Annotated in this window: 16 protein-coding genes and 1 pseudogene; 13 read left to right on the top strand and 4 right to left on the bottom strand. The window is 46.2% G+C overall.

What is annotated here, in order from left to right; all coding sequences use genetic code 11:
- The first annotated feature begins 148 nt into the window (after window positions 1-148).
- From QUA71_RS24895 to rdgB, 5 genes are all read left to right on the top strand, one after another.
- Window positions 149-874, top strand: coding sequence for an SDR family oxidoreductase (locus tag QUA71_RS24895; RefSeq protein WP_333289183.1), 726 nt, complete (start codon window positions 149-151; stop codon window positions 872-874).
- 111 nt (window positions 875-985) lie between these two features.
- Complete coding sequence (folE, locus tag QUA71_RS24900; RefSeq protein ID WP_333289186.1) at window positions 986-1,720, top strand: GTP cyclohydrolase I FolE; 735 nt, start codon at window positions 986-988, stop codon at window positions 1,718-1,720.
- Window positions 1,721-1,992: 272 nt separating this feature from the next.
- Window positions 1,993-3,417: a phosphoglucomutase/phosphomannomutase family protein gene (locus tag QUA71_RS24905; RefSeq protein ID WP_333289188.1), complete on the top strand. Its 1,425-nt coding sequence runs from the start codon at window positions 1,993-1,995 to the stop codon at window positions 3,415-3,417.
- A gap of 258 nt (window positions 3,418-3,675) precedes the next feature.
- The gene (locus tag QUA71_RS24910) at window positions 3,676-4,296 is read left to right on the top strand and encodes a hypothetical protein (protein WP_333289190.1); all 621 of its coding nucleotides are present in this window, start codon (window positions 3,676-3,678) and stop codon (window positions 4,294-4,296) included.
- 15 nt (window positions 4,297-4,311) lie between these two features.
- On the top strand, window positions 4,312-4,899 hold the full coding sequence (gene rdgB / locus QUA71_RS24915) for an RdgB/HAM1 family non-canonical purine NTP pyrophosphatase (RefSeq protein ID WP_190658756.1): 588 nt from the start codon (window positions 4,312-4,314) through the stop codon (window positions 4,897-4,899).
- A gap of 156 nt (window positions 4,900-5,055) precedes the next feature.
- Here rdgB and QUA71_RS24920 read toward each other — a convergent pair whose 3' ends face one another.
- Window positions 5,056-5,394 (bottom strand): P-II family nitrogen regulator, encoded by a 339-nt coding sequence (locus QUA71_RS24920; RefSeq protein ID WP_006633346.1) that lies wholly within the window; start codon window positions 5,392-5,394, stop codon window positions 5,056-5,058.
- Window positions 5,395-5,479: 85 nt separating this feature from the next.
- Here QUA71_RS24920 and QUA71_RS24925 point away from each other — a divergent pair, with 85 nt between their 5' ends.
- The 6 genes from QUA71_RS24925 to QUA71_RS24950 all read left to right on the top strand — a co-directional run bounded on the left by QUA71_RS24925 (window position 5,480) and on the right by QUA71_RS24950 (window position 12,871).
- Window positions 5,480-5,773, top strand: a complete 294-nt coding sequence (locus tag QUA71_RS24925) for a hypothetical protein (protein WP_333289192.1) — start codon at window positions 5,480-5,482, stop codon at window positions 5,771-5,773.
- On the top strand, window positions 5,748-7,046 hold the full coding sequence (locus tag QUA71_RS24930) for an MFS transporter (protein WP_333289194.1): 1,299 nt from the start codon (window positions 5,748-5,750) through the stop codon (window positions 7,044-7,046). The genes QUA71_RS24925 and QUA71_RS24930 overlap by 26 nt, the downstream gene beginning before the upstream one ends.
- 386 nt (window positions 7,047-7,432) lie before the next feature.
- Window positions 7,433-9,268 carry a biosynthetic-type acetolactate synthase large subunit gene (gene ilvB, locus QUA71_RS24935; RefSeq protein ID WP_333289197.1) on the top strand — a complete coding sequence of 612 codons (1,836 nt, stop codon included), beginning with the start codon at window positions 7,433-7,435 and terminating at the stop codon, window positions 9,266-9,268.
- 195 nt (window positions 9,269-9,463) lie between these two features.
- Window positions 9,464-10,864, top strand: a complete 1,401-nt coding sequence (locus QUA71_RS24940) for a serine/threonine-protein kinase (RefSeq protein WP_333289199.1) — start codon at window positions 9,464-9,466, stop codon at window positions 10,862-10,864.
- 270 nt (window positions 10,865-11,134) lie between these two features.
- Complete coding sequence (locus QUA71_RS24945) at window positions 11,135-11,347, top strand: type II toxin-antitoxin system HicB family antitoxin (protein ID WP_333289201.1); 213 nt, start codon at window positions 11,135-11,137, stop codon at window positions 11,345-11,347.
- A gap of 204 nt (window positions 11,348-11,551) precedes the next feature.
- Complete coding sequence (locus QUA71_RS24950; protein ID WP_333289203.1) at window positions 11,552-12,871, top strand: FGGY-family carbohydrate kinase; 1,320 nt, start codon at window positions 11,552-11,554, stop codon at window positions 12,869-12,871.
- A 2-nt stretch (window positions 12,872-12,873) separates the two neighbouring features.
- On the opposite strand, the gene QUA71_RS24955 is transcribed toward QUA71_RS24950, so the two are convergent.
- From QUA71_RS24955 to QUA71_RS24965, 3 genes are all read right to left on the bottom strand, one after another.
- Entirely contained in the window at window positions 12,874-13,479 is a 606-nt protein-coding gene (locus QUA71_RS24955) for a hypothetical protein (protein WP_333289205.1), read from the bottom strand.
- Window positions 13,480-13,670: 191 nt separating this feature from the next.
- Window positions 13,671-16,037 (bottom strand): DNA helicase PcrA, encoded by a 2,367-nt coding sequence (pcrA, locus tag QUA71_RS24960; protein WP_333289207.1) that lies wholly within the window; start codon window positions 16,035-16,037, stop codon window positions 13,671-13,673.
- A 210-nt stretch (window positions 16,038-16,247) separates the two neighbouring features.
- On the bottom strand, window positions 16,248-16,631 hold the full coding sequence (locus QUA71_RS24965) for a YkvA family protein (RefSeq protein ID WP_333289209.1): 384 nt from the start codon (window positions 16,629-16,631) through the stop codon (window positions 16,248-16,250).
- 1,042 nt (window positions 16,632-17,673) lie between these two features.
- Here QUA71_RS24965 and QUA71_RS24970 point away from each other — a divergent pair.
- Both QUA71_RS24970 and QUA71_RS24975 read left to right on the top strand, forming a co-directional pair.
- Window positions 17,674-18,039, top strand: a pseudogene (locus tag QUA71_RS24970) (ISL3 family transposase).
- Between the two features lie 200 nt (window positions 18,040-18,239).
- The gene (locus QUA71_RS24975) at window positions 18,240-18,380 is read left to right on the top strand and encodes a transposase (protein WP_333289211.1); all 141 of its coding nucleotides are present in this window, start codon (window positions 18,240-18,242) and stop codon (window positions 18,378-18,380) included.
- The last annotated feature ends 93 nt before the right edge of the window (window positions 18,381-18,473 follow it).

The raw sequence follows: 18,473 nt of genomic DNA on the forward strand, positions 1-18,473 counted from the left end.
GTTATAATTTCTCAGGTGACACGGCTTAACAGTTCTTAATGTTCATCTCATAATTAACTGTTATCACCCGCAGCCGACAGTTGTCTAATTTGCCTCAGAAGGCTGCAACGCTGTAGGGAGTTGCCGAGCGAAAGTATTAGGACACTGAATGAACCATCGAACAACAAAGCAGGCTCTGATTACCGGAGCCAGCAGCGGTATTGGCAAAGCGACGGCTCTAGCGTTCGCCGCCGAGGGCATAAATCTGGCATTAGTTAGCCGAGAGTCAGAAAACTTAGAAGCCGTTGCCGCAGCAGCCCGAGAAGTCGGAGTGAAAGCAGAAGCTTATCCCTTAGACTTAGCCAAAATTGAGCAAGTGCAAAGCAGCATCAGCGCGATCGCATCTCAATTGGGTTCCGTAGATATCCTGGTCAACAGCGCTGGCATGGGCTACACCGGCCCATTGACCGAAACGCCGCTAGCCGAGTGGCAGAGCGTTCTAGACCTCAATCTAACTAGCGTTTGGCAGTGCATTTTAGGAGTTTTGCCCTCCATGCGCGATCGCGGATCGGGAATCATCATCAACGTTTCCTCGATCGCGGGCAGCCAAACCTTCCCCAACTGGGGAGCCTACTGCGTCAGTAAATTCGGTCTCATGGCTTTGTCTAAAACCTTAGCCGCCGAAGAACGGGCTCACGGAATTCGCGTAACAGCAATCTGTCCGGGTTCTGTCAATACTCCCATGTGGGACACAGACACCGTGCACGCCGACTTCGATCGCACCGCCATGTTAACCCCAGAAATCGTCGCCCAATCTATTCTGCACGCAGTTCAGTTGCCAGCAAGTGCAGTAATTGAAGAAATCACGCTCATGTCCAACGCAGGAGTTTTGTGAACTTGAGATTTTAGACTGCTGGATTTTTCTCGAATTCAACAATCTTTGAATCTCTAGCTATATCCCCCAATCGAAAATCGAAATATCGATTCACCCTCACACCAAATTGTTATGACAATTGCATCTTCCACCGATTCCAATGGCTCGAACTCACTCTCGACTGACAGCATGAAACTGTTACAAACCGCAGATAATAACCCCCCGCGCATCCCCACTCGACCCGATCGCAATTCATCGCACGGTCAAGAATCCAACGTACCCGTACCCTCAGAAGTAGGCCAGGAAGAAATGATGGCCGCCGTTCGGACAATGCTGCTGGGAGTAGGGGAAGACCCCGAACGCGAAGGATTGCTCAAAACCCCGAAGCGGGTAGCAGAAGCAATGCGGTTTCTCACCAGTGGCTACAGTCAATCCCTCGAAGAACTCCTCAACGGCGCTATCTTTGACGAAGGTCACAACGAAATGGTACTGGTGCGAGACATCAGCGTATTCAGTATGTGCGAACACCATATGCTGCCGTTTATGGGCCGAGTTCACATCGCTTACATTCCCAACCAAAAAGTAGTGGGACTGAGCAAATTAGCCAGAATTGCCGAGATGTACAGCCGCCGGTTGCAGGTGCAAGAACGTTTGACGCGCCAAATTGCCGAAGCAGTTGAGACAATATTGGAACCGCAGGGAGTAGCTGTAGTAATGGAAGCCAGCCATATGTGCATGACGATGCGGGGCGTGCAAAAACCCGGTGCTTGGACGGTTACGAGTGCAATGTTGGGCGTCTTTCAAGATGAACAGAAAACTCGCGAAGAATTCCTGAATTTGATCCGCCACCAACCAGCATTCTTTTAGTCAGTTGACAGTTGACAGTTGACAGTTGGCAGTTGGCAGTTAACAGTAATTAGTAGGTTGGGTTGAGGGACGAAACCCAACATAATCTATCAAGCAAGGCTAATGACAGCTAACAGTCAGCAGCTAACAGTCAGCAGTCAACAGTCAACAGCCACAGTACAGGCTGTGGGAGCAATTCCATAATCTAAAATCTAAAATCTAAAATCTAAAATCAGATGACGATCGACTAATAAACCCATAAAATAGACGGGTGACTCATGACTTGTGACTAAATGAATCCTATTAAATTCGGTACAGATGGCTGGCGCGGCATCATTGCTGACGATTTTACCTTCGATCGCGTGGCGTTAGTCGCTCCCTTAGCGGCACAAGTTCTCGCACAAACCGGCGGCAGCGATGGCAGCAGCGGTACCGTAATTGTCGGTCACGACCGCCGGTTTCTGGCTGAAGATTTTGCCAAAACAGCGGCTGTTGCCATCCAGAACGCAGGATTTGACGTGCTGCTGAGCGAATCCTACGCCCCCACTCCAGCTTTCAGTTTAGCTGCCAAACAATTAAATGCTTTGGGTGCGATCGTCCTGACAGCCAGCCACAATCCCGGCGCATATTTAGGGTTAAAAGTCAAGGGGGGATTTGGCGGTTCAGTTTCGCCGGAAGTTACTCAACAGATAGAAGCAAAACTCGACAATCCGGCGGCACTTTCAGCAACTCCCGGGAAATTGGAGAATTTCAATCCTTGGCCGGCTTACTGCAAAACATTGCGGGAAATGGTAGATATTGAGGCGATTAAAGAAGCGATCGCCAGCGGCAAAATTACAGTATTTGTAGATGTAATGCACGGTGCCGCAGCCGGAGGATTAGCTCAAATTTTAGAAGAAACAGTGCACGAAGTCAACAGCGATCGAGATCCGCTGTTCGGTGGCGGTGCACCGGAACCTTTGCCGCGCTACCTGTCGCAGTTATTTCGGGTGATGCGTACTCACCAGCGAAAAAGTTCTGGTTTGTCGATCGGATTTGTATTTGACGGAGATAGCGATCGAATTGCAGCCGTTGACTCTAGTGGCAACTTTCTCAGTTCACAAATCCTAGTTCCCATATTAATCGAACATTTAGCAAAACGGCGCGGGTTGGCCGGGGAAGTCATCAAAACAGTCAGCGGTTCAGACATAATTCCCAAAATTGCCAAGCTGTACGACTTGCCTTTATTTGAAACGCCGATCGGTTACAAGTATATAGCCGATCGAATGTTAACCACCCAAGTCTTAGTCGGCGGCGAAGAATCGGGAGGAATTGGCTACGGTACGCACATTCCCGAACGAGATGCTTTGCTGTCAGCGTTGTACTTGTTAGAAGCAGTTGTCAAATCCGGGGAAGACTTAAGCGACATTTACAGCCGACTCCAACAAGAAACAAGCTTTACTTCAGCTTATGACAGAATCGACTTGCACCTAGCAAACATGGAAGAAAGGTCGCGTTTGCTGTCGCTGCTGCAAAATCAACCTTTAACAGAAATCGCCGGCAAAGCAGTTGTAGATTGCAACAAAGTTGACGGATATAAATTCCGTTTGGCTGACGGAAGCTGGCTGTTAATTCGGTTTAGCGGTACTGAACCGGTGTTGCGGCTGTATTCAGAAGCAGCGACATTGAAAGAAGTTATGCAAAACTTAAACTGGGCGAAAGCTTGGGCGCATAATTAATCAGAGTTTTCAACCGCAGATAAACGCTGATGAACGCGGATTACTTGAGATCAAATCTCTCTTTCTCCGTGTCCTCTGCGCCCTCTGCGGTTAAAAAAAGTATTGCCGTAGCAATCCTCCCATCAATTGTGAACTCTTTCTCTTCTCTTCTCTTCTCTTCTCTTCTCTTCTCTTCTTCGCGTCTTCGCGGTTCGTTAAAAAATCTTACTCACAATGAAATACTATTGCTATATCAGGTTAATTTTAGGATAAAAGCAAATGGCTTACAGCGATTTCAGCCTTGCGAGAGTCAAAAAAGATTTTGGATTAACCTTAGATGAAAGTCGCAATTTATTTGCCGAGACAAAACGAGTTTCACCATCCGAAATTTTAACAACCATCCTGATTGATTATGTACCGCTAGCCACTTTTATTTCCACAGAAAAAGCTCGTTCAGAATTTTTGATTGCCCCGATTTTAGCAGAAGTTCGGCGATTGTTAAACAAACGAGTTTCTCTTTTTTCCGGTAAGGATTTTACTGTCGATCCAGAAAGAGGTTTGCAAGGATTTTGCGATTATATTATTAGCGGATCTTCAGAACAATTGTTCATCAGTGCTCCGGTTATAACAATTTTTGAGGCAAAAAAGGAAGATATCATTGGCGGTTTGGGCCAATGCGTGGCCGCAATGGTAGCGGCTCAATGTTTCAATCGAAACCAAGACAGTGAGGTCGATCGCATTTACGGCGCGGTGACGACGGGTACTAACTGGAAATTCTTGATTTTGGAGGAAACTACTGTTTATATCGATCCGATTGAATACTATATTCAAGATGTTGATAAGATTTTGGGAATTTTGTTGCAACCATTTTCCCAATCTTTTGTTAATATGGAGCCGTAAGTTTTAAGAGAAATAATGACCGATCGCAAATTGCTAGTTGTAGCTACGGGCAATCCGGGTAAACTCAAGGAAATGCAAGTTTACCTGCAGGATTTGGGATGGGAATTGGAACTAAAACCGGAAGAGTTGGAAATCGAGGAAACAGGCGAAACTTTTATTGCTAATGCTTGCTTGAAGGCATCTGAAGTGGCAAAAGCAACGGGCAAATGGTCGATCGCCGATGATTCTGGTTTAATGGTAGACGCACTCGACGGCCAACCTGGGATTTACTCCGCACGCTACGGGAAAACCGATGCTGACAGGATATCTCGACTTCTCAAAGAATTGGGAAGCGAACACAACCGGGAAGCACAATTTGTTTGCGCGATCGCGATCGCCCGTCCCGACGGTACAATTGCCTTGCAAGTAGAAGGAATTTGCCGAGGCGAAATCCTGGAGACTCCTCGCGGTACGGGAGGTTTCGGATACGATCCCATTTTCTACGTACCCGCACAGCAACAGACTTTTGCCGAAATGACACCCGATATCAAGCGATCGCACTCTCACCGCGGCCGAGCATTCCAGGCTTTATTACCAAAAATGGCTAATATTGTCAACCCGTAATGCGGAAAAAAGCCAAAACAGGGGGTAACTGTGGCATTGGATATTGACACTTAGGTATCAAAACTAAACAGGAAAGAGGTTTTTCGTTGGCAATGACCAGTTACCGATGACCAATTACCAATGCCCTGTTTGGCCAATGCCCAATGCCCCAGTATCTTAGATTGCCTCCAAGTTCTTTTCCCCAGTCCGAATCCGAATAATTTGTTCTACAGGAGAGATGAAAATCTTGCCGTCGCCAATCTCGCCCGTGCGGGAAGCCGCGATAATTTTATCAACCACCATGTCAACCTGATCGTTTTCCACAACAATCTCGACTTTGAGCTTTTGCAAAAACTCAACGGTGTACTCAGAACCGCGATAGCGTTCTGTCATGCCCTTCTGACGGCCAAAACCTCTAACTTCAGAAACAGTCATCCCCACAATACCAGCATTGACGAGTGCGATTTTCACTTCGTCTAGTTTAAAGGGGCGAATAATAGCTTCAACCTTTTTCAAGTTTCTCACTCCTAACAGTTAGTACCTTCGTTATATTACTTAATCGGCGTGACATCTTTTAATATCACTGCCAGCAGCAAGTATTTTGTCAAGTATATTACCCTATCTTGTACTCGCGATGAAATGCACGCCAACCTTTAACAATCTTCTCGGATTTTCCGGGCGAGCGGGTTCTCGGTTCCGGCTGATCGCGGTAGAGTTAAGAAGACTGCAGCAGCCGTCCCCCGCCGATCTGCTAAAACAGAAAAAGAACGCAGGAGACAGGAGTTTTCCGAGTTTCCGCTTTGCTATGTCAGATTTGCACGTATTGCTGAAAACTATAATTGCCAGAGGCGGTCAGTTAAACTATTCCTATGCACCCAGCCAGCCCTCCTCCTGACCGCAGCGGGCTTGATGCCCTACTGAGAAATCGCCCCTTCCTCGCCTTGTGGACGGGCCAGTTATTAGCCCAAGTGGCGGATAAAATCTTTTACGTATTGCTGATTATTCTACTAAAAACAGGCGACTACCTACCCTGGCCTGTTTCTTGGCAGCATTCGGGAAATTCTATGCTGTCAGCGGTGATGATCGCCTACACAGTGCCGGCGATCGTCTTTGGTTCCGCAGCCGGTATCGTCGTAGACCGCTTTTCCAAAAAGCAAATGCTGATCGCCTGCAATGTGATTCGAGCCGGGTTGATTGTAGCTTTGCCGTTTTTGCCCAAAGCTTTTGTGGTTTTGTTGGCGATGACGTTTTTGATCTCTACCGTAACGCAATTTTTTGCTCCAGCAGAAGCGGCAGCCGTCCCCCTAGTCGTGGGGCGAGAGGGACTGATGTCAGCAAATGCTCTGTTCGCCTCGTCCACAATGGGCGGGATCATTATCGGGATGACGATCGGCGAACCGCTGTTTAGTTGGGTCAAACACAGCTTCGGATCAGCTTCTCAAGAGTTTTTGCTGGGCGGGTTGTACCTGATATCAGCAGGTTTGATCTATGCCATGCAGATCAAAGAAGGTCATGTCGGCAGCAGTGCCAAAAACGTCCATCCTTGGCAAGACCTCAAGGAAGGTTTGCGGTATGTGAAACACAATCACCTTGTCAGCAACGCGATGGTGCAGTTGACGATTTTGTATTCCGTGTTTGCGGCGCTTCAGGTGCTGGCGATCGCACTTTCAGGCAAAATAGGTCTCAAAGAAACTCAATTTGGCTTTTTGCTAGCTGCAGCAGGAGTCGGAATGGTCTTCGGCGCAGGCTTTTTGGGACACTGGGGCAGTCGGTTCCACCACAAACCTCTGCCGTTAATCGGTTTCTTGATGATGGGTTTTGTATTAGCAATGTTTGCCTTTACCCGACAGTTGTGGGTGGGATTCGGATTGAGTGCTCTGTTCGGTTTTGGTGCTTCGTTAATTAACGGGCCGATGCAGGCTCTGATTCAAGAAAAAACTCCAGAATCTATGCGGGGCAAGGTCTTTGGATTGGAAAACAATGCGATTAATATTGCTCTGAGCGTGCCTTTAGCGATTACCGGCCCGCTGACAGATGCTGTCAGCAAAGCCGTCCGATCGGATGACCTCGGCTTGCGGATCGTGTTACTGAGTTTGGGCTTTTTGGTCTCAGTGATGGGCATGGTAGCTTGGCGACATACCCGCAAAGTCTTGCAGGATGTTCTCTGAACTTTGGCAAGAAGGAAGAATGCAGACGGAAGGAAGAGGGAAGAAGAAGGAAAAGGGCTTTCTTTTCGCGATCGATCTCTAACATAACAACCGCTCTGATGATTAGGACGTTCTTAATTGCTGAAACGATTGTTTTTCTTGTCGAATGCCGAATCACGAATGCTCTAAAAGGGTGATATCACGGTAAACCGGCATAGAAGCCGCGATTTGCTCTGTTTCTTTTCTTCCTCTGCTGTTCCACAATGTCTCGATCGGGCGAACCCTCTCCGATCGCGAAATCTTTCGTAAAATCTCACCACTTAAATTTTCATAGTTTCATTAATTAAGATTAAAGTAGTATAAAAGCTTTCATTAAAAATCATAATTAGTTTAAGGAAGGAAATTCTGTGCAACTAAAAACTAAAGTGACCATCAGACGTGCAACTGGTGGATTTGCTCTGATTGACAGCTTGATCCGCCACGGCGTCAAGCATATTTTTGGTTATCCCGGCGGCGCAATTCTGCCGCTTTACGACGAACTCTACCGCGCTGAAGAAACTGGCGCTATCAAACATATTCTGGTGCGGCACGAGCAAGGTGCTGCTCACGCGGCCGACGGGTACGCCCGCGCTACCGGACAAGTTGGGGTTTGTTTTGCTACTTCGGGCCCGGGCGCAACTAATTTAGTGACGGGGATTGCGACAGCCCACATGGATTCGATCCCGATGGTAATTATTACCGGTCAGGTTCCCCGTCCGGCGATCGGCACTGATGCGTTTCAGGAAACAGATATTTACGGGATTACCCTGCCAATTGTCAAGCATTCCTATGTAGTGCGCGAGCCGGGAGATATGGCGCGAATTGTGGCTGAAGCATTCCACATCGCGAGTACAGGGCGGCCGGGGCCGGTGTTGGTTGACGTGCCCAAGGATGTGGGTTTAGAAGAATTTGACTATCTGCCCGTGGAACCCGGATCGGTGAGAATTCCGGGCTATCGGCCGACGGTGAAGGGAAATCCCCGGCAAATTAATCAAGCGATTCATTTGCTGAAGGAAGCAAAGCGTCCTTTGCTTTATGTGGGGGGCGGGGCGATCGCCGCGGGGGCCCACGAAGAAATTAAGGAACTGGCAGAACTTTTTCAATTGCCGGTCACGACAACTCTGATGGGCAAAGGTTGCTTTGACGAAAACCATCCTTTGTCGGTGAAAATGCTGGGGATGCACGGCACTGCTTACGCTAATTTTGCCGTTACCGAGTGCGATTTGCTGATTGCTGTGGGGGCGAGGTTTGACGATCGCGTGACCGGGAAATTAGACGAGTTTGCCGCGCGCGCAAAGGTGATTCACATCGATATCGACCCGGCGGAAGTAGGCAAAAATCGCGGTCCTGATGTGCCGATTGTCGGAGATGTCCGCCATGTTTTGATCGATTTGCTGCGCCGCTGTCGGGAAACTGGAGTTTCGGGGAAGACCGGACAGACTGCGGAATGGCTGCACAGGATCGATCAGTGGAAACAGGACTATCCGTTAGTTGTGCCTCATTACCCCGACATTTTGTCTCCGCAACAGGTGATTTCTCAGTTGGCTACTCAAGCGCCGGATGCTTACTACACCACAGATGTCGGTCAACATCAAATGTGGTCCGCTCAATTCTTGAACAACGGGCCGCGCCGCTGGATTTCCAGCGCTGGTTTGGGCACGATGGGTTTCGGGCTGCCGGCGGCGATGGGCGCGAAAATGGCGCTGCCGCATGAGCAAGTGATTTGTATTGCTGGCGATGCTAGCGTGCAAATGAATATTCAAGAGCTGGGAACATTAACACAATACGGCATTAATGTCAAGATTGTGATTGTAAATAACGGCTGGCAGGGAATGGTGCGGCAGTGGCAGCAGGCTTTCTACGGGGAGCGTTATTCGTCGTCGAATATGACTGTAGGGATGCCGGATTTTGTGATGCTGGCTGAAGCTTACGGGGTGAGAGGGATGCTCGTTTCGCGGCCGGAGGAACTCAAAGATGCGATCGCTCAAATGCTCGCCCATGACGGCCCGGTGCTGATGAACGTGAAGGTGACGAGGGACGAAAACTGCTATCCGATGGTAGTTCCAGGTAAGAGCAACGCTCAAATGGTTGGTTTGCCCGAACGCAGCAAGTTGCAATCTGCGGAGTTGGTTTATTGTCCGAGTTGCGGCGCGAAGAATGTTTCGAGCAATAAGTTTTGTCCTGAGTGCGGGACAAAAGTTTAACTAGGGACACGGCAATGCCTTGTTTGGCAGGGGTTTAAACCCCTGCCGATATTTCGGGTTAAGCGGTTTTTCGGGTTAAGTTGACACGATGAAAGGCAATGCGATGTCCTTACCCGGATCTGCTGTTTCACATGGAACACCATGTCCGCTGGCATCGCATCGAGAGCTTTAATCTGTAATCTGCAAGCATATTTTATGAGCCAGTGTCTAAACCCTGATTGCCTATTCCAAAACCCCTCTGGCTCTACAAAATTTTGTCAAAAATGCGGGAATAAACTGCTATTGGGCGATCGCTACGGAGCCCAAAAAATTATTGGACAAGGGGGATTTGGGCGCACTTTTCTAGCTGTTGACGAGTATAAACCCTCAAAACCTCCCTGCCTTATTAAACAATTCTACCCCCAATTTCAAGGTACTTCTATTATCCAGAAAGCTGCTGAGTTATTTGAGCTGGAAGCAGTCCGCCTAGAACAGTTGGGTAAACATTCTCAAATTCCCGAATTATTAGCATATTTTAGTCAAGATGAACGGCAGTATTTAGTCCAAGAATTCATCGACGGTGAAAATTTAGCCCAAACACTAGAATCTAAGGGATATTTTAGCGAAACGCAGATTCGCAACTTGCTTAATAATTTACTGCCAGTATTCGAGTTCATTCACTCTCGCCAAGTTATTCACCGAGATATCAAGCCAGAAAATATTATTCTTCGGCAAGATGGGCAACTGGTTTTAGTTGACTTTGGAGCCGCGAAATATGCGACACAAACGGCTCTAGGGCTAACGGGAACGAGAATCGGGACGGCTGGATATACGGCACCCGAACAAGCCAACGGGAAACCGATTCATGCTAGTGATATTTATAGTCTGGGTGTTACTTGTCTGTGTCTTTTAACTGAGGTTGAACCGATTGATTTATTCGATGATAGCGAGTTTGAGTGGGTGTGGCGAGAACACTTAAAAACATCTGTCAGTTCGGAACTGGGTCACATTTTAGATAAAATGATACAACCTGCTATTAAAAAACGTTATCAATCTGCTACTGAAGTGTTGCAGGCTCTTGCTTCTCAATCACCTCCATTATCAGCTCAAACACCTCCATCGGCACCGCCACCAGACTCGCTTAAGTCAGCGCAGGGTGTTGACTATACTCGTCTCCGGGATTTATTAGCAGCAGGAAAGTGGAAAGAGGCGGATCAGGAAACACTCAAGGTAATGCTGAAAGTAGCTAGACGGGAGAAGGAAGATTATTTTGATACGGGCTCAATTGATAATTTTCCTTGCGATGATTTACGCACCATCGACCAGTTGTGGATAAAATATAGTCAGGGTCGCTTTGGTTTTAGCGTCCAGAAAAAAATTTGGTTGGAAGTGGGCGGCAAAGTTGATTGGGATACTGAAAAGAAGCTAGGCGATCGTGTCGGTTGGCGGAAAGGAGGCAGTTGGTTGGACACAAAAAACCTAACCTATAATAAACAAGCACCTGTGGGCCACCTCCCTAGGCAACTGTGTGGGTGGTGGGGTGGGTTCCGGGGTTTGGGTGTGAAGTGGCGTTATGGTTCTTCTCTCGCATCAAGAGCTGTAAGCTGTAATTTATAGCGATTTCAGCCCTTTGTCAAGTCTTTTTTTGAGAACCTTTTTCTACGAAGTTATCGGCTTTTAGTCATTTCATTACCTGTTACGCTTTGATATCACTCTTCAAACAACAGACTTGCGAAATTCGGGTCATAGCAATTGGCTAACACAAACTGTTTAGGGTTCAGAAACCGGGTTTTTAACCCAATATTTGGTTGTAGTCAGCAGATTCGGTAAAAACCCGGTTTCTTTGGTCAGTGCGTAAATCCTAATCTACTCTAAATTCGAGATAAAATGATGCGTTATGCCATTGTGATCGAAAAAACACCCAATAACTATTCAGCATATCCACCAGATTTACCCGGATGTGCAGCCACAGGCGCTACCCTTGCGGAAGTACAGCAGCAAATTAAAGAAGCAATCGAATTTCACTTAGAAGGATTGCGAGAAGAAGGTTTACCGATTCCCGAACCAACTACGCTTTGTGAGTATGTAGAAGCACGGTAGCAGGGCAAAATATTTCATAAATTAAGCACAAATAGAAGCTGATTTAGGCGTAAAACAAGCAGCGCAATAAATCCGAGGACTAAAGTTTTCACTAGAAACATTTTTTATTAATGGTAATTGACCCCATATAATATCAGAAATAAGTAGGAAAATCAAATAAACTTTGTGGTTTACTCAAAATAGGAAAATTCGCGGGAGTGGCAAATGAATCTTTATTTGGGAATAGATTTCGGCACGACTGGCGCCCGATCGACAATCATCGACTCCCAGGGTACAATCCATTGCGAGACAGAACATACTTTTGCCAACGCGCAACAGCCAGAATTGCCCTCGGTGTGGCAAAATGCGCTGTGGGCTGTAATTGAGCAAATTCCCCCAACAATCCGCCGTCAGGTAAGGGCGATCGCCCTTGACGGCACATCTTCCACTGTCATGCTGTGCCATACCGACGGTATACCAGTATGCGAGCCGATTTTATACAATGATGCGCGCGGTGCAGCGGTGACAGAGAGGTTGCGGGCGATCGCCCCTGCCAACCACACAGTATTAAGCGCTACATCCAGTCTGGCAAAACTCCTGTGGTGGCAGGAGGGCGGGCTAGAAGCCCACCCGACAAAACAATTCAGTCTTTGTGGAACAGGCATCTTGCCTGTTGTTGAGAAGCTTTATTTCCTGCATCAAGCTGACTGGCTGGCATTTCTGCTGCACGGGAAATTAGGAATTAGCGACTATCACAATGCTTTGAAACTCGGTTTCAATGTTGATACTTTGTGCTATCCGAATTGGCTGACACAGGGAATTGCGGGCGCTGCAACGCCTGAATTGCCACAAGTTGTCGCACCGGGCACGCCTGTGGGGGAAGTGAGAGCTCAAGTGGGCGATCGCTTCGGTTTTCCCCGCGATTGTATGATTTGTGCTGGTACAACCGATAGCATTGCAGCATTTTTAGCAAGCGGTGTCAATTTACCAGGGGAAGCAGTAACTTCTCTCGGTTCTACACTAGCAGTCAAACTGTTAAGTCATACCCGCGTAGATGATTCTAGATACGGGATTTACAGTCATAAATTAGGCGATTTGTGGTTAGTTGGAGGTGCTTCTAATACCGGAGGTGCCGTGCTGCGACACTTTTTTACGGATGTGGATTTGGAAAATTATAGCACACAAATTGATCCAGAACAAGAGAGTTTACTGGATTATTACCCATTGTTGAAAAAGGGCGATCGCTTCCCAATTAATGACCCGAATTTGCCGCCCCGACTCGAACCGCGTCCAACTGATTCAGTGGAATTTCTGCACGGTTTGCTAGAAAGCATAGCGCGGATTGAAGCGCGGGGATATCAATTATTGCAAGAATTGGGTGCAACTCCTTTGACAAAAGTTTATACTGCTGGCGGCGGGGCCAAAAATGCGGTTTGGAGTGCGATTAGAAAGCGTTATTTAAAAGTGGCTGTTGAAACGCCGGTTCATACTGCGGCTGCTTATGGGACGGCGCTGTTGGCGATGCGGGGTGCGATGGGGATATAATGCTAATTTTCGCGCACCATCCACACTAAAAATCCCAATATTTTATCTACTGGAGGTAGCGGATAATCGGTAAGATCGATCGTCACTATTTGCCCTTCCAGCTTGAGAAACCGCCAAGCTGTGCCGCTGGAAACGCTGCCGTAGATGACGGAAATCGATCGCCCTTTGGCTTCATTAAATCTCTGGGCCGCCACCATTTCAGCAATACATTGACCCAAACCTACTTTCAAATCTCCTTTTTTAGCTTCCACCATCACAATTACCGGGGCCTCCACGTCTAATTGTTCCGGGGAACGGCTGATGATAAAATCGCAAACTCCTGTAAGTCCAACAGCTACATCAACATTAAATTCCTCACCCGAAAACACGCTGATTTGTTGGTTCAGAATCCTGCGAACTTCCAGCAATACAGGGTTGATAATAGCTTCAGAACGGGCTTTTTCGGTGCTAGTGGCGATCGCCCAAGGCAAATTTGTCTCCAGCATGGTTTGCAATGCTGTTGCGGGTGCGATCGGTTCCATTTCCGGCAGAAATCTGATTCCTTCCACTACTGTAAGATTGAAGGCTTCTTTAACCTTGCCGATGGTCGTAAATTGACTGTAAGACATAAGAGTTTAGGTTTTTATTTCTACTTTTTACTTAGATAAAACGAAGTTTGAAACCGCGTCTACACAAACGAGGTTTCCGACATGGACTAAAGATAAAAACGTAATTTTTACCGCCTTTTAACCGCCCCTTCTTCAAGCCGCTATTCTAGGTTTTGCCTGTATAGACGCGGTTTAAACCGCCGGATTTTCTCTTACACTCGCTGCAACTTAGCTGTTCTCGGATCGATAATTTTTCTGCCCAAACCTGAAAACTTAATTGCCAAATTAATTTTGTCGCCCGCCCCTAAAACGTGCGTAATTTCTCCAACTCCAAAAGCATGATGAAAAACCCGATCGCCCGTTTGCCAATCCGCCGATTGTCCATTGTTTCCCGCTTGAGAACTGCCGGAATTAGCGGCTGAATTATTAGTTTTTCCCTTAGATGCAGCCGTTTTCCCCGCTTGAGTTTTCTTCGCACTTCCAGCCAGCAAATGTGTCGGCAATTCCCCTAAGAATAGCGAAGGGGTGCAGTGTTCCCGGAAGCCTCCCCAAAGGCGGCGTTCGCGAGTGTGGGTGAGAAATAGCAATTCCTGGGCGCGAGTGATGCCGACGTAGCACAAACGGCGTTCTTCTTCGATCGCTTTCGGGTCGTCCAAGCTGCGGAAATTGGGAAATAAACCCTGTTCCATCCCGACTAAAAATACCACGGGAAATTCTAACCCTTTGGCTGAGTGCAGCGTCATCAGCGACACGCGGGAATCTTCTTCCTGCAAATCATCTAAATCGGAGGCTAAAGATGCTTTTGCTAAAAATGATGTCAGCGTCGGTTCTTCGTTTTGTTCTTCAAATTGTAGCACTGCATTGTACAATTCTATGACGTTTTCTATGCGATTTGTGGCTTCGTCGGTTCCTTGATTTTTCAAATCTTGAACGTAGCCTGAATCTTCGATAATTCCTTGGACAATTTGCGAAGCCGGCAGGGTTTCAACTTGGGATTGCCAACGACCAATCATTTCGGCAAACTTAATAATAGCTTTTGCCGATCGCCCTGCTAGAGTATTGACCGAAGATTCATCGCTGAGGATTTCCCACAGGGGAATGCCTAACTGAGTTGCAGCGTCTTCGATTTTGGAAAATGTGGTATCCCCAATGCCGCGACGGGGAGTATTGATGATGCGTTTGAGGCTGACGCTATCGTCGGGATTGGCAAGCGCCCGCAGGTATGCTAGGATATCTTTGATTTCTTTGCGATCGTAAAACTTCAGGCCGCCGACAATGTTGTAAGGAATGTCTAAACGCATTAACGCTTCTTCAAACGAGCGAGATTGAGCGTTTGTGCGGTAGAGAATCGCAAAGTTACTGCCGTTTTCGTATTCGGAGTTTTGGCGCTTTAAGGAATGAATTTGACCTGCTACAAATTCCGCTTCATCTAATTCGTTGTCGGCGCGCCAGACAACAATCGGAGCTCCCGGTTCGCGAGTCGGGCGCAGAATTTTCTCGATCCGTTCGGTATTGTGTTCGATCAAGTGGTTCGCCACTTGCAGGATATTTTCGCGCGAGCGATAATTTTCCTCTAATTTTACCATTGTCTGAGTTTTTTCGTCTGACAAACCATCTCCGAAATCCTCTTGAAATTCCAGCAATATGGTATAATCTGCCATGCGAAAGCTGTAAATTGATTGATCGACATCGCCCACGACAAAAATCGAGCGGTTTTGCCATTTATCGAAGTTTTTCGGGTCGGCGTTATTTGTCACCAACATCCGAATCAAATCGTATTGAGTGCGGTTAGTATCTTGGTATTCGTCAACTAAAATATGGCAAAACTTTTTATGCCAGTAACTTAATACTTCCTCGTTTTGGCTCAAAAGTTTAACGGGAACGAGGATTAAATCGTCAAAATCTAGGGCATTGTTGGCTGCTAAAGCGTCTTGGTAGCGACTGTAAACATCGGCAATCACGCGACCTCTGTAATCCGGTTCTGCTGCTTGGTATTCTTGAGGCGACAAGCCTTTATTTTTAGCGTTGCTGATGACATAGCGGACTTTTCGCGGGTCAAATTTCTTGTCGTCGAGGTTCAGTGTTTTGGTTACGATTTGTTTGACGATACTTTGAGCATCTGACTCGTCAAAAATCGAAAAATTTTTCTGCCACTTGCGGCCTTTTTCGTCTTGGTATTTTTCAATATCGTAGCGGAGAATGCGGCCGCACAAAGAGTGAAAAGTCCCCATCCAAATGTGTTTGGTAATTCTTTGGTAAATTTGCGATCGCAATTTGGTTTGTACATCCGGGGCTAAGTCTACCAAAGGTTTGCCATATTCCGCTTCAGCTTGCTGAGTGGCCAGCAATTTCTCAATTCTTTCTTTCATCTCCCTGGCGGCTTTATTTGTAAATGTCACCGCCAGAATATTTTCAGGATCGACTCGATGGGTGCGAACTAAGTTAGCAACTCGGTAAGTTAGAGCTCTTGTTTTGCCGGAACCAGCGCCCGCTACTACTAACAGCGGCCCGTTATAATGGGCGACTGCTTGGCGCTGAGATGGGTTGAGGTGGCTGAGGAAATCAGTGGTTTGAGTCATAGCTAGAAAGTTAGTTTAATTTTTTAAGGAGTAAATAATACTTGGTATGCGATACCGCGAGTTTTTTTTAAGGTAAGGTGCGCCTAGCGCACCCTATATTATAACTAGAACGGTGATTTTTTAAACTTTAAATATTTTTGGGTCAAGCGACTTGTTTAAGCTAAGGTGTTTGGCGCGCACCCTACACTATAACTAGATAGGTAATTTTTTTTAACGTTTAAATATCCGTGTCAGCCACATTGCTGCTAATATTCCCAAGCCAATCCAAATGGCAACAATCACAACAGCGGCAGCCCGATTTATCGGTTTTCCTCGCTCTATTTCTGCGGCTGCTTTTTCCCGACACTCGGCTAAAACCTGTGGCGGAATCATCTTCAGTACCAGCCAAATTCCCAAAGGTACAATTATCAAATCATCCAAGTAGCCGAGAATCGGTATGAAGTCAGGAATTAAATCGATCGGGCTAAAAGCGTAGGCAACCGTAAGGCCTGCTAAAATTCTGGCGTACCAAGGTACTCTCGGGTCTGTACTGGCTAAATAAACAGCGTAAGTTTCTTTTTTGAGTCGGCGGGCAACTTGTTTTAAGGATTGCATCTTTTAATTTTTTACACTCTTCAATAGTCCGGACAATTTTTAAGCAGCGAAAGTACCATAATACACTACTGAAGGAAGGTTAGAATGATTTAAAATAAAATTCCATTCTCAATCTAAATTGTCAATAAAAGTCCAAAGTAGATGCTTATTGAATTCGAGGCTTTTATAATAACAGATTTAAAACACAAATAAAAATTATTGAGAAGAGTGACGATTAGATACTTCATATTTGGCTCAATTTAAGGCGATTAGGCTGGCATTGAATTGAAATGAAAATCCAGCCGTTGGGGATGAGGATATTGATAATCGGCTCAACCTGTAAACTATTGGTAACAAGAAAAATTACTTCTAAGGGACAGGCTTTTATTCAGAAACATTCGGGTATTTTTCGGTGGTTCTGTTTGAGGACACGAGGGAGTTTGTTGCAGACTTAAACTAATTGATAAATAGTCTCAAATTCGACAATAGAAATTACATAAATTTCCCATCCCTGTTCAGCTTTGCCAGCTATAGCAATCCTTGCAGGAGTCGTAATTTTTTTACCCCACCCCAACCATCCCCGAACCCGCGGGGAGAAAGTAAGAAATTCACAAATGATGCGAGGATTGCTATATGCTATTATAAAAGTAAGCTTTTTCCTCAAATTTTTTGTTACTTTTTTTTAAAAAACAACAATCAATGACGGCAATAACTGTCGGCTCAGGATTTAATGACTGGAGAAAATACGGCTCAAAAAGTTCTCGATCGCTTCCTCTATGAACTAAACCGTTCAGTGCAAACACAGGGATTCGCAAACGGTATCCGTATCCTGTCGTCATCTCATTTATGAGGTTCGGACGCAAGCAGAATTGACCCAACAGCAACTTGCAGATCGCATTGGGGCAAAACAGTCGCTGATTGCGCGGTTTGAAGAGTATATTGATTAGCAAGTTCAACTTTCTAGTATTGAACAAGTTAGTCGAGCAGAGAAACTAACATCTGAACGAATTCAAGGAATATTTAAGCATCAGTATACTCAGAAAAAAACTCCGGATGGTCAGGAATTAAGCTAGTCGGTCTTGATGAAATCAGCCAACGTAAAGGACATCAAAACTTTATCACAGTTGTCGGCGACATTGAAGCGGGGAAATTAATTGAAGTGATTGACAGTCATCGGACGGAAGATATCATTAAAACCTTGAATCAGCAGCCATTAGAGGTGGGCGAGCAAGTCGAAGAAGTTAGTGTTGATATGTGGGGAGGGTTGCCAAAAGTTGTGCAATAAGTCTTTCCGAATGCGGAGATTGTTATTGATAGCTTTCATGTGATGAAAACTGTGAATGAAGAGTTAAACAAGATTCGCAAGCAAGTCTCTGAGCGAAATAGCAAGTTCATTCTCCTAAAGAACGCCAAAGATTTGACCGAATAAGAAACCCTAAAATTCAGGCAAATTTTACAGCGCTCAAAGCGATTAAGAAAAGCATACCAGTAGAACGAAGAGCTTCGAGGCATTTATGAGAAGCGGTTGACTGTTGAGGAAGGTAAGTGTCAGATTAAGCAAGGGTTAAATCAGGCGCGGTCTATCTATTGTGAGGTCATCACGACGATTCATAGTCACTTAGATGGAATTTGCAACTATTTTCGGAGCCGGAAACGAATGGTGTGATGGAGGGAATTAATAATCGAATTAAGCTGATTAAACGGCAAGCTTATGGCTTTGTCAATTTCAATAATTTGCGTGAGCGGCTGCTAGCCTGCTTTTCTGATTAGCCAAAGTTATCACCGGGGTAATTGCTCAACCCCCTTGACAAGAAGACGAGATAGACATTAGATAAAGGAATGGAAAAACTTCCCGACTTAAAA

Origin of the sequence: Microcoleus sp. MON1_C5, from assembly GCF_036701875.1 — a bacterium.
Lineage (GTDB): Bacteria > Cyanobacteriota > Cyanobacteriia > Cyanobacteriales > Microcoleaceae > Microcoleus.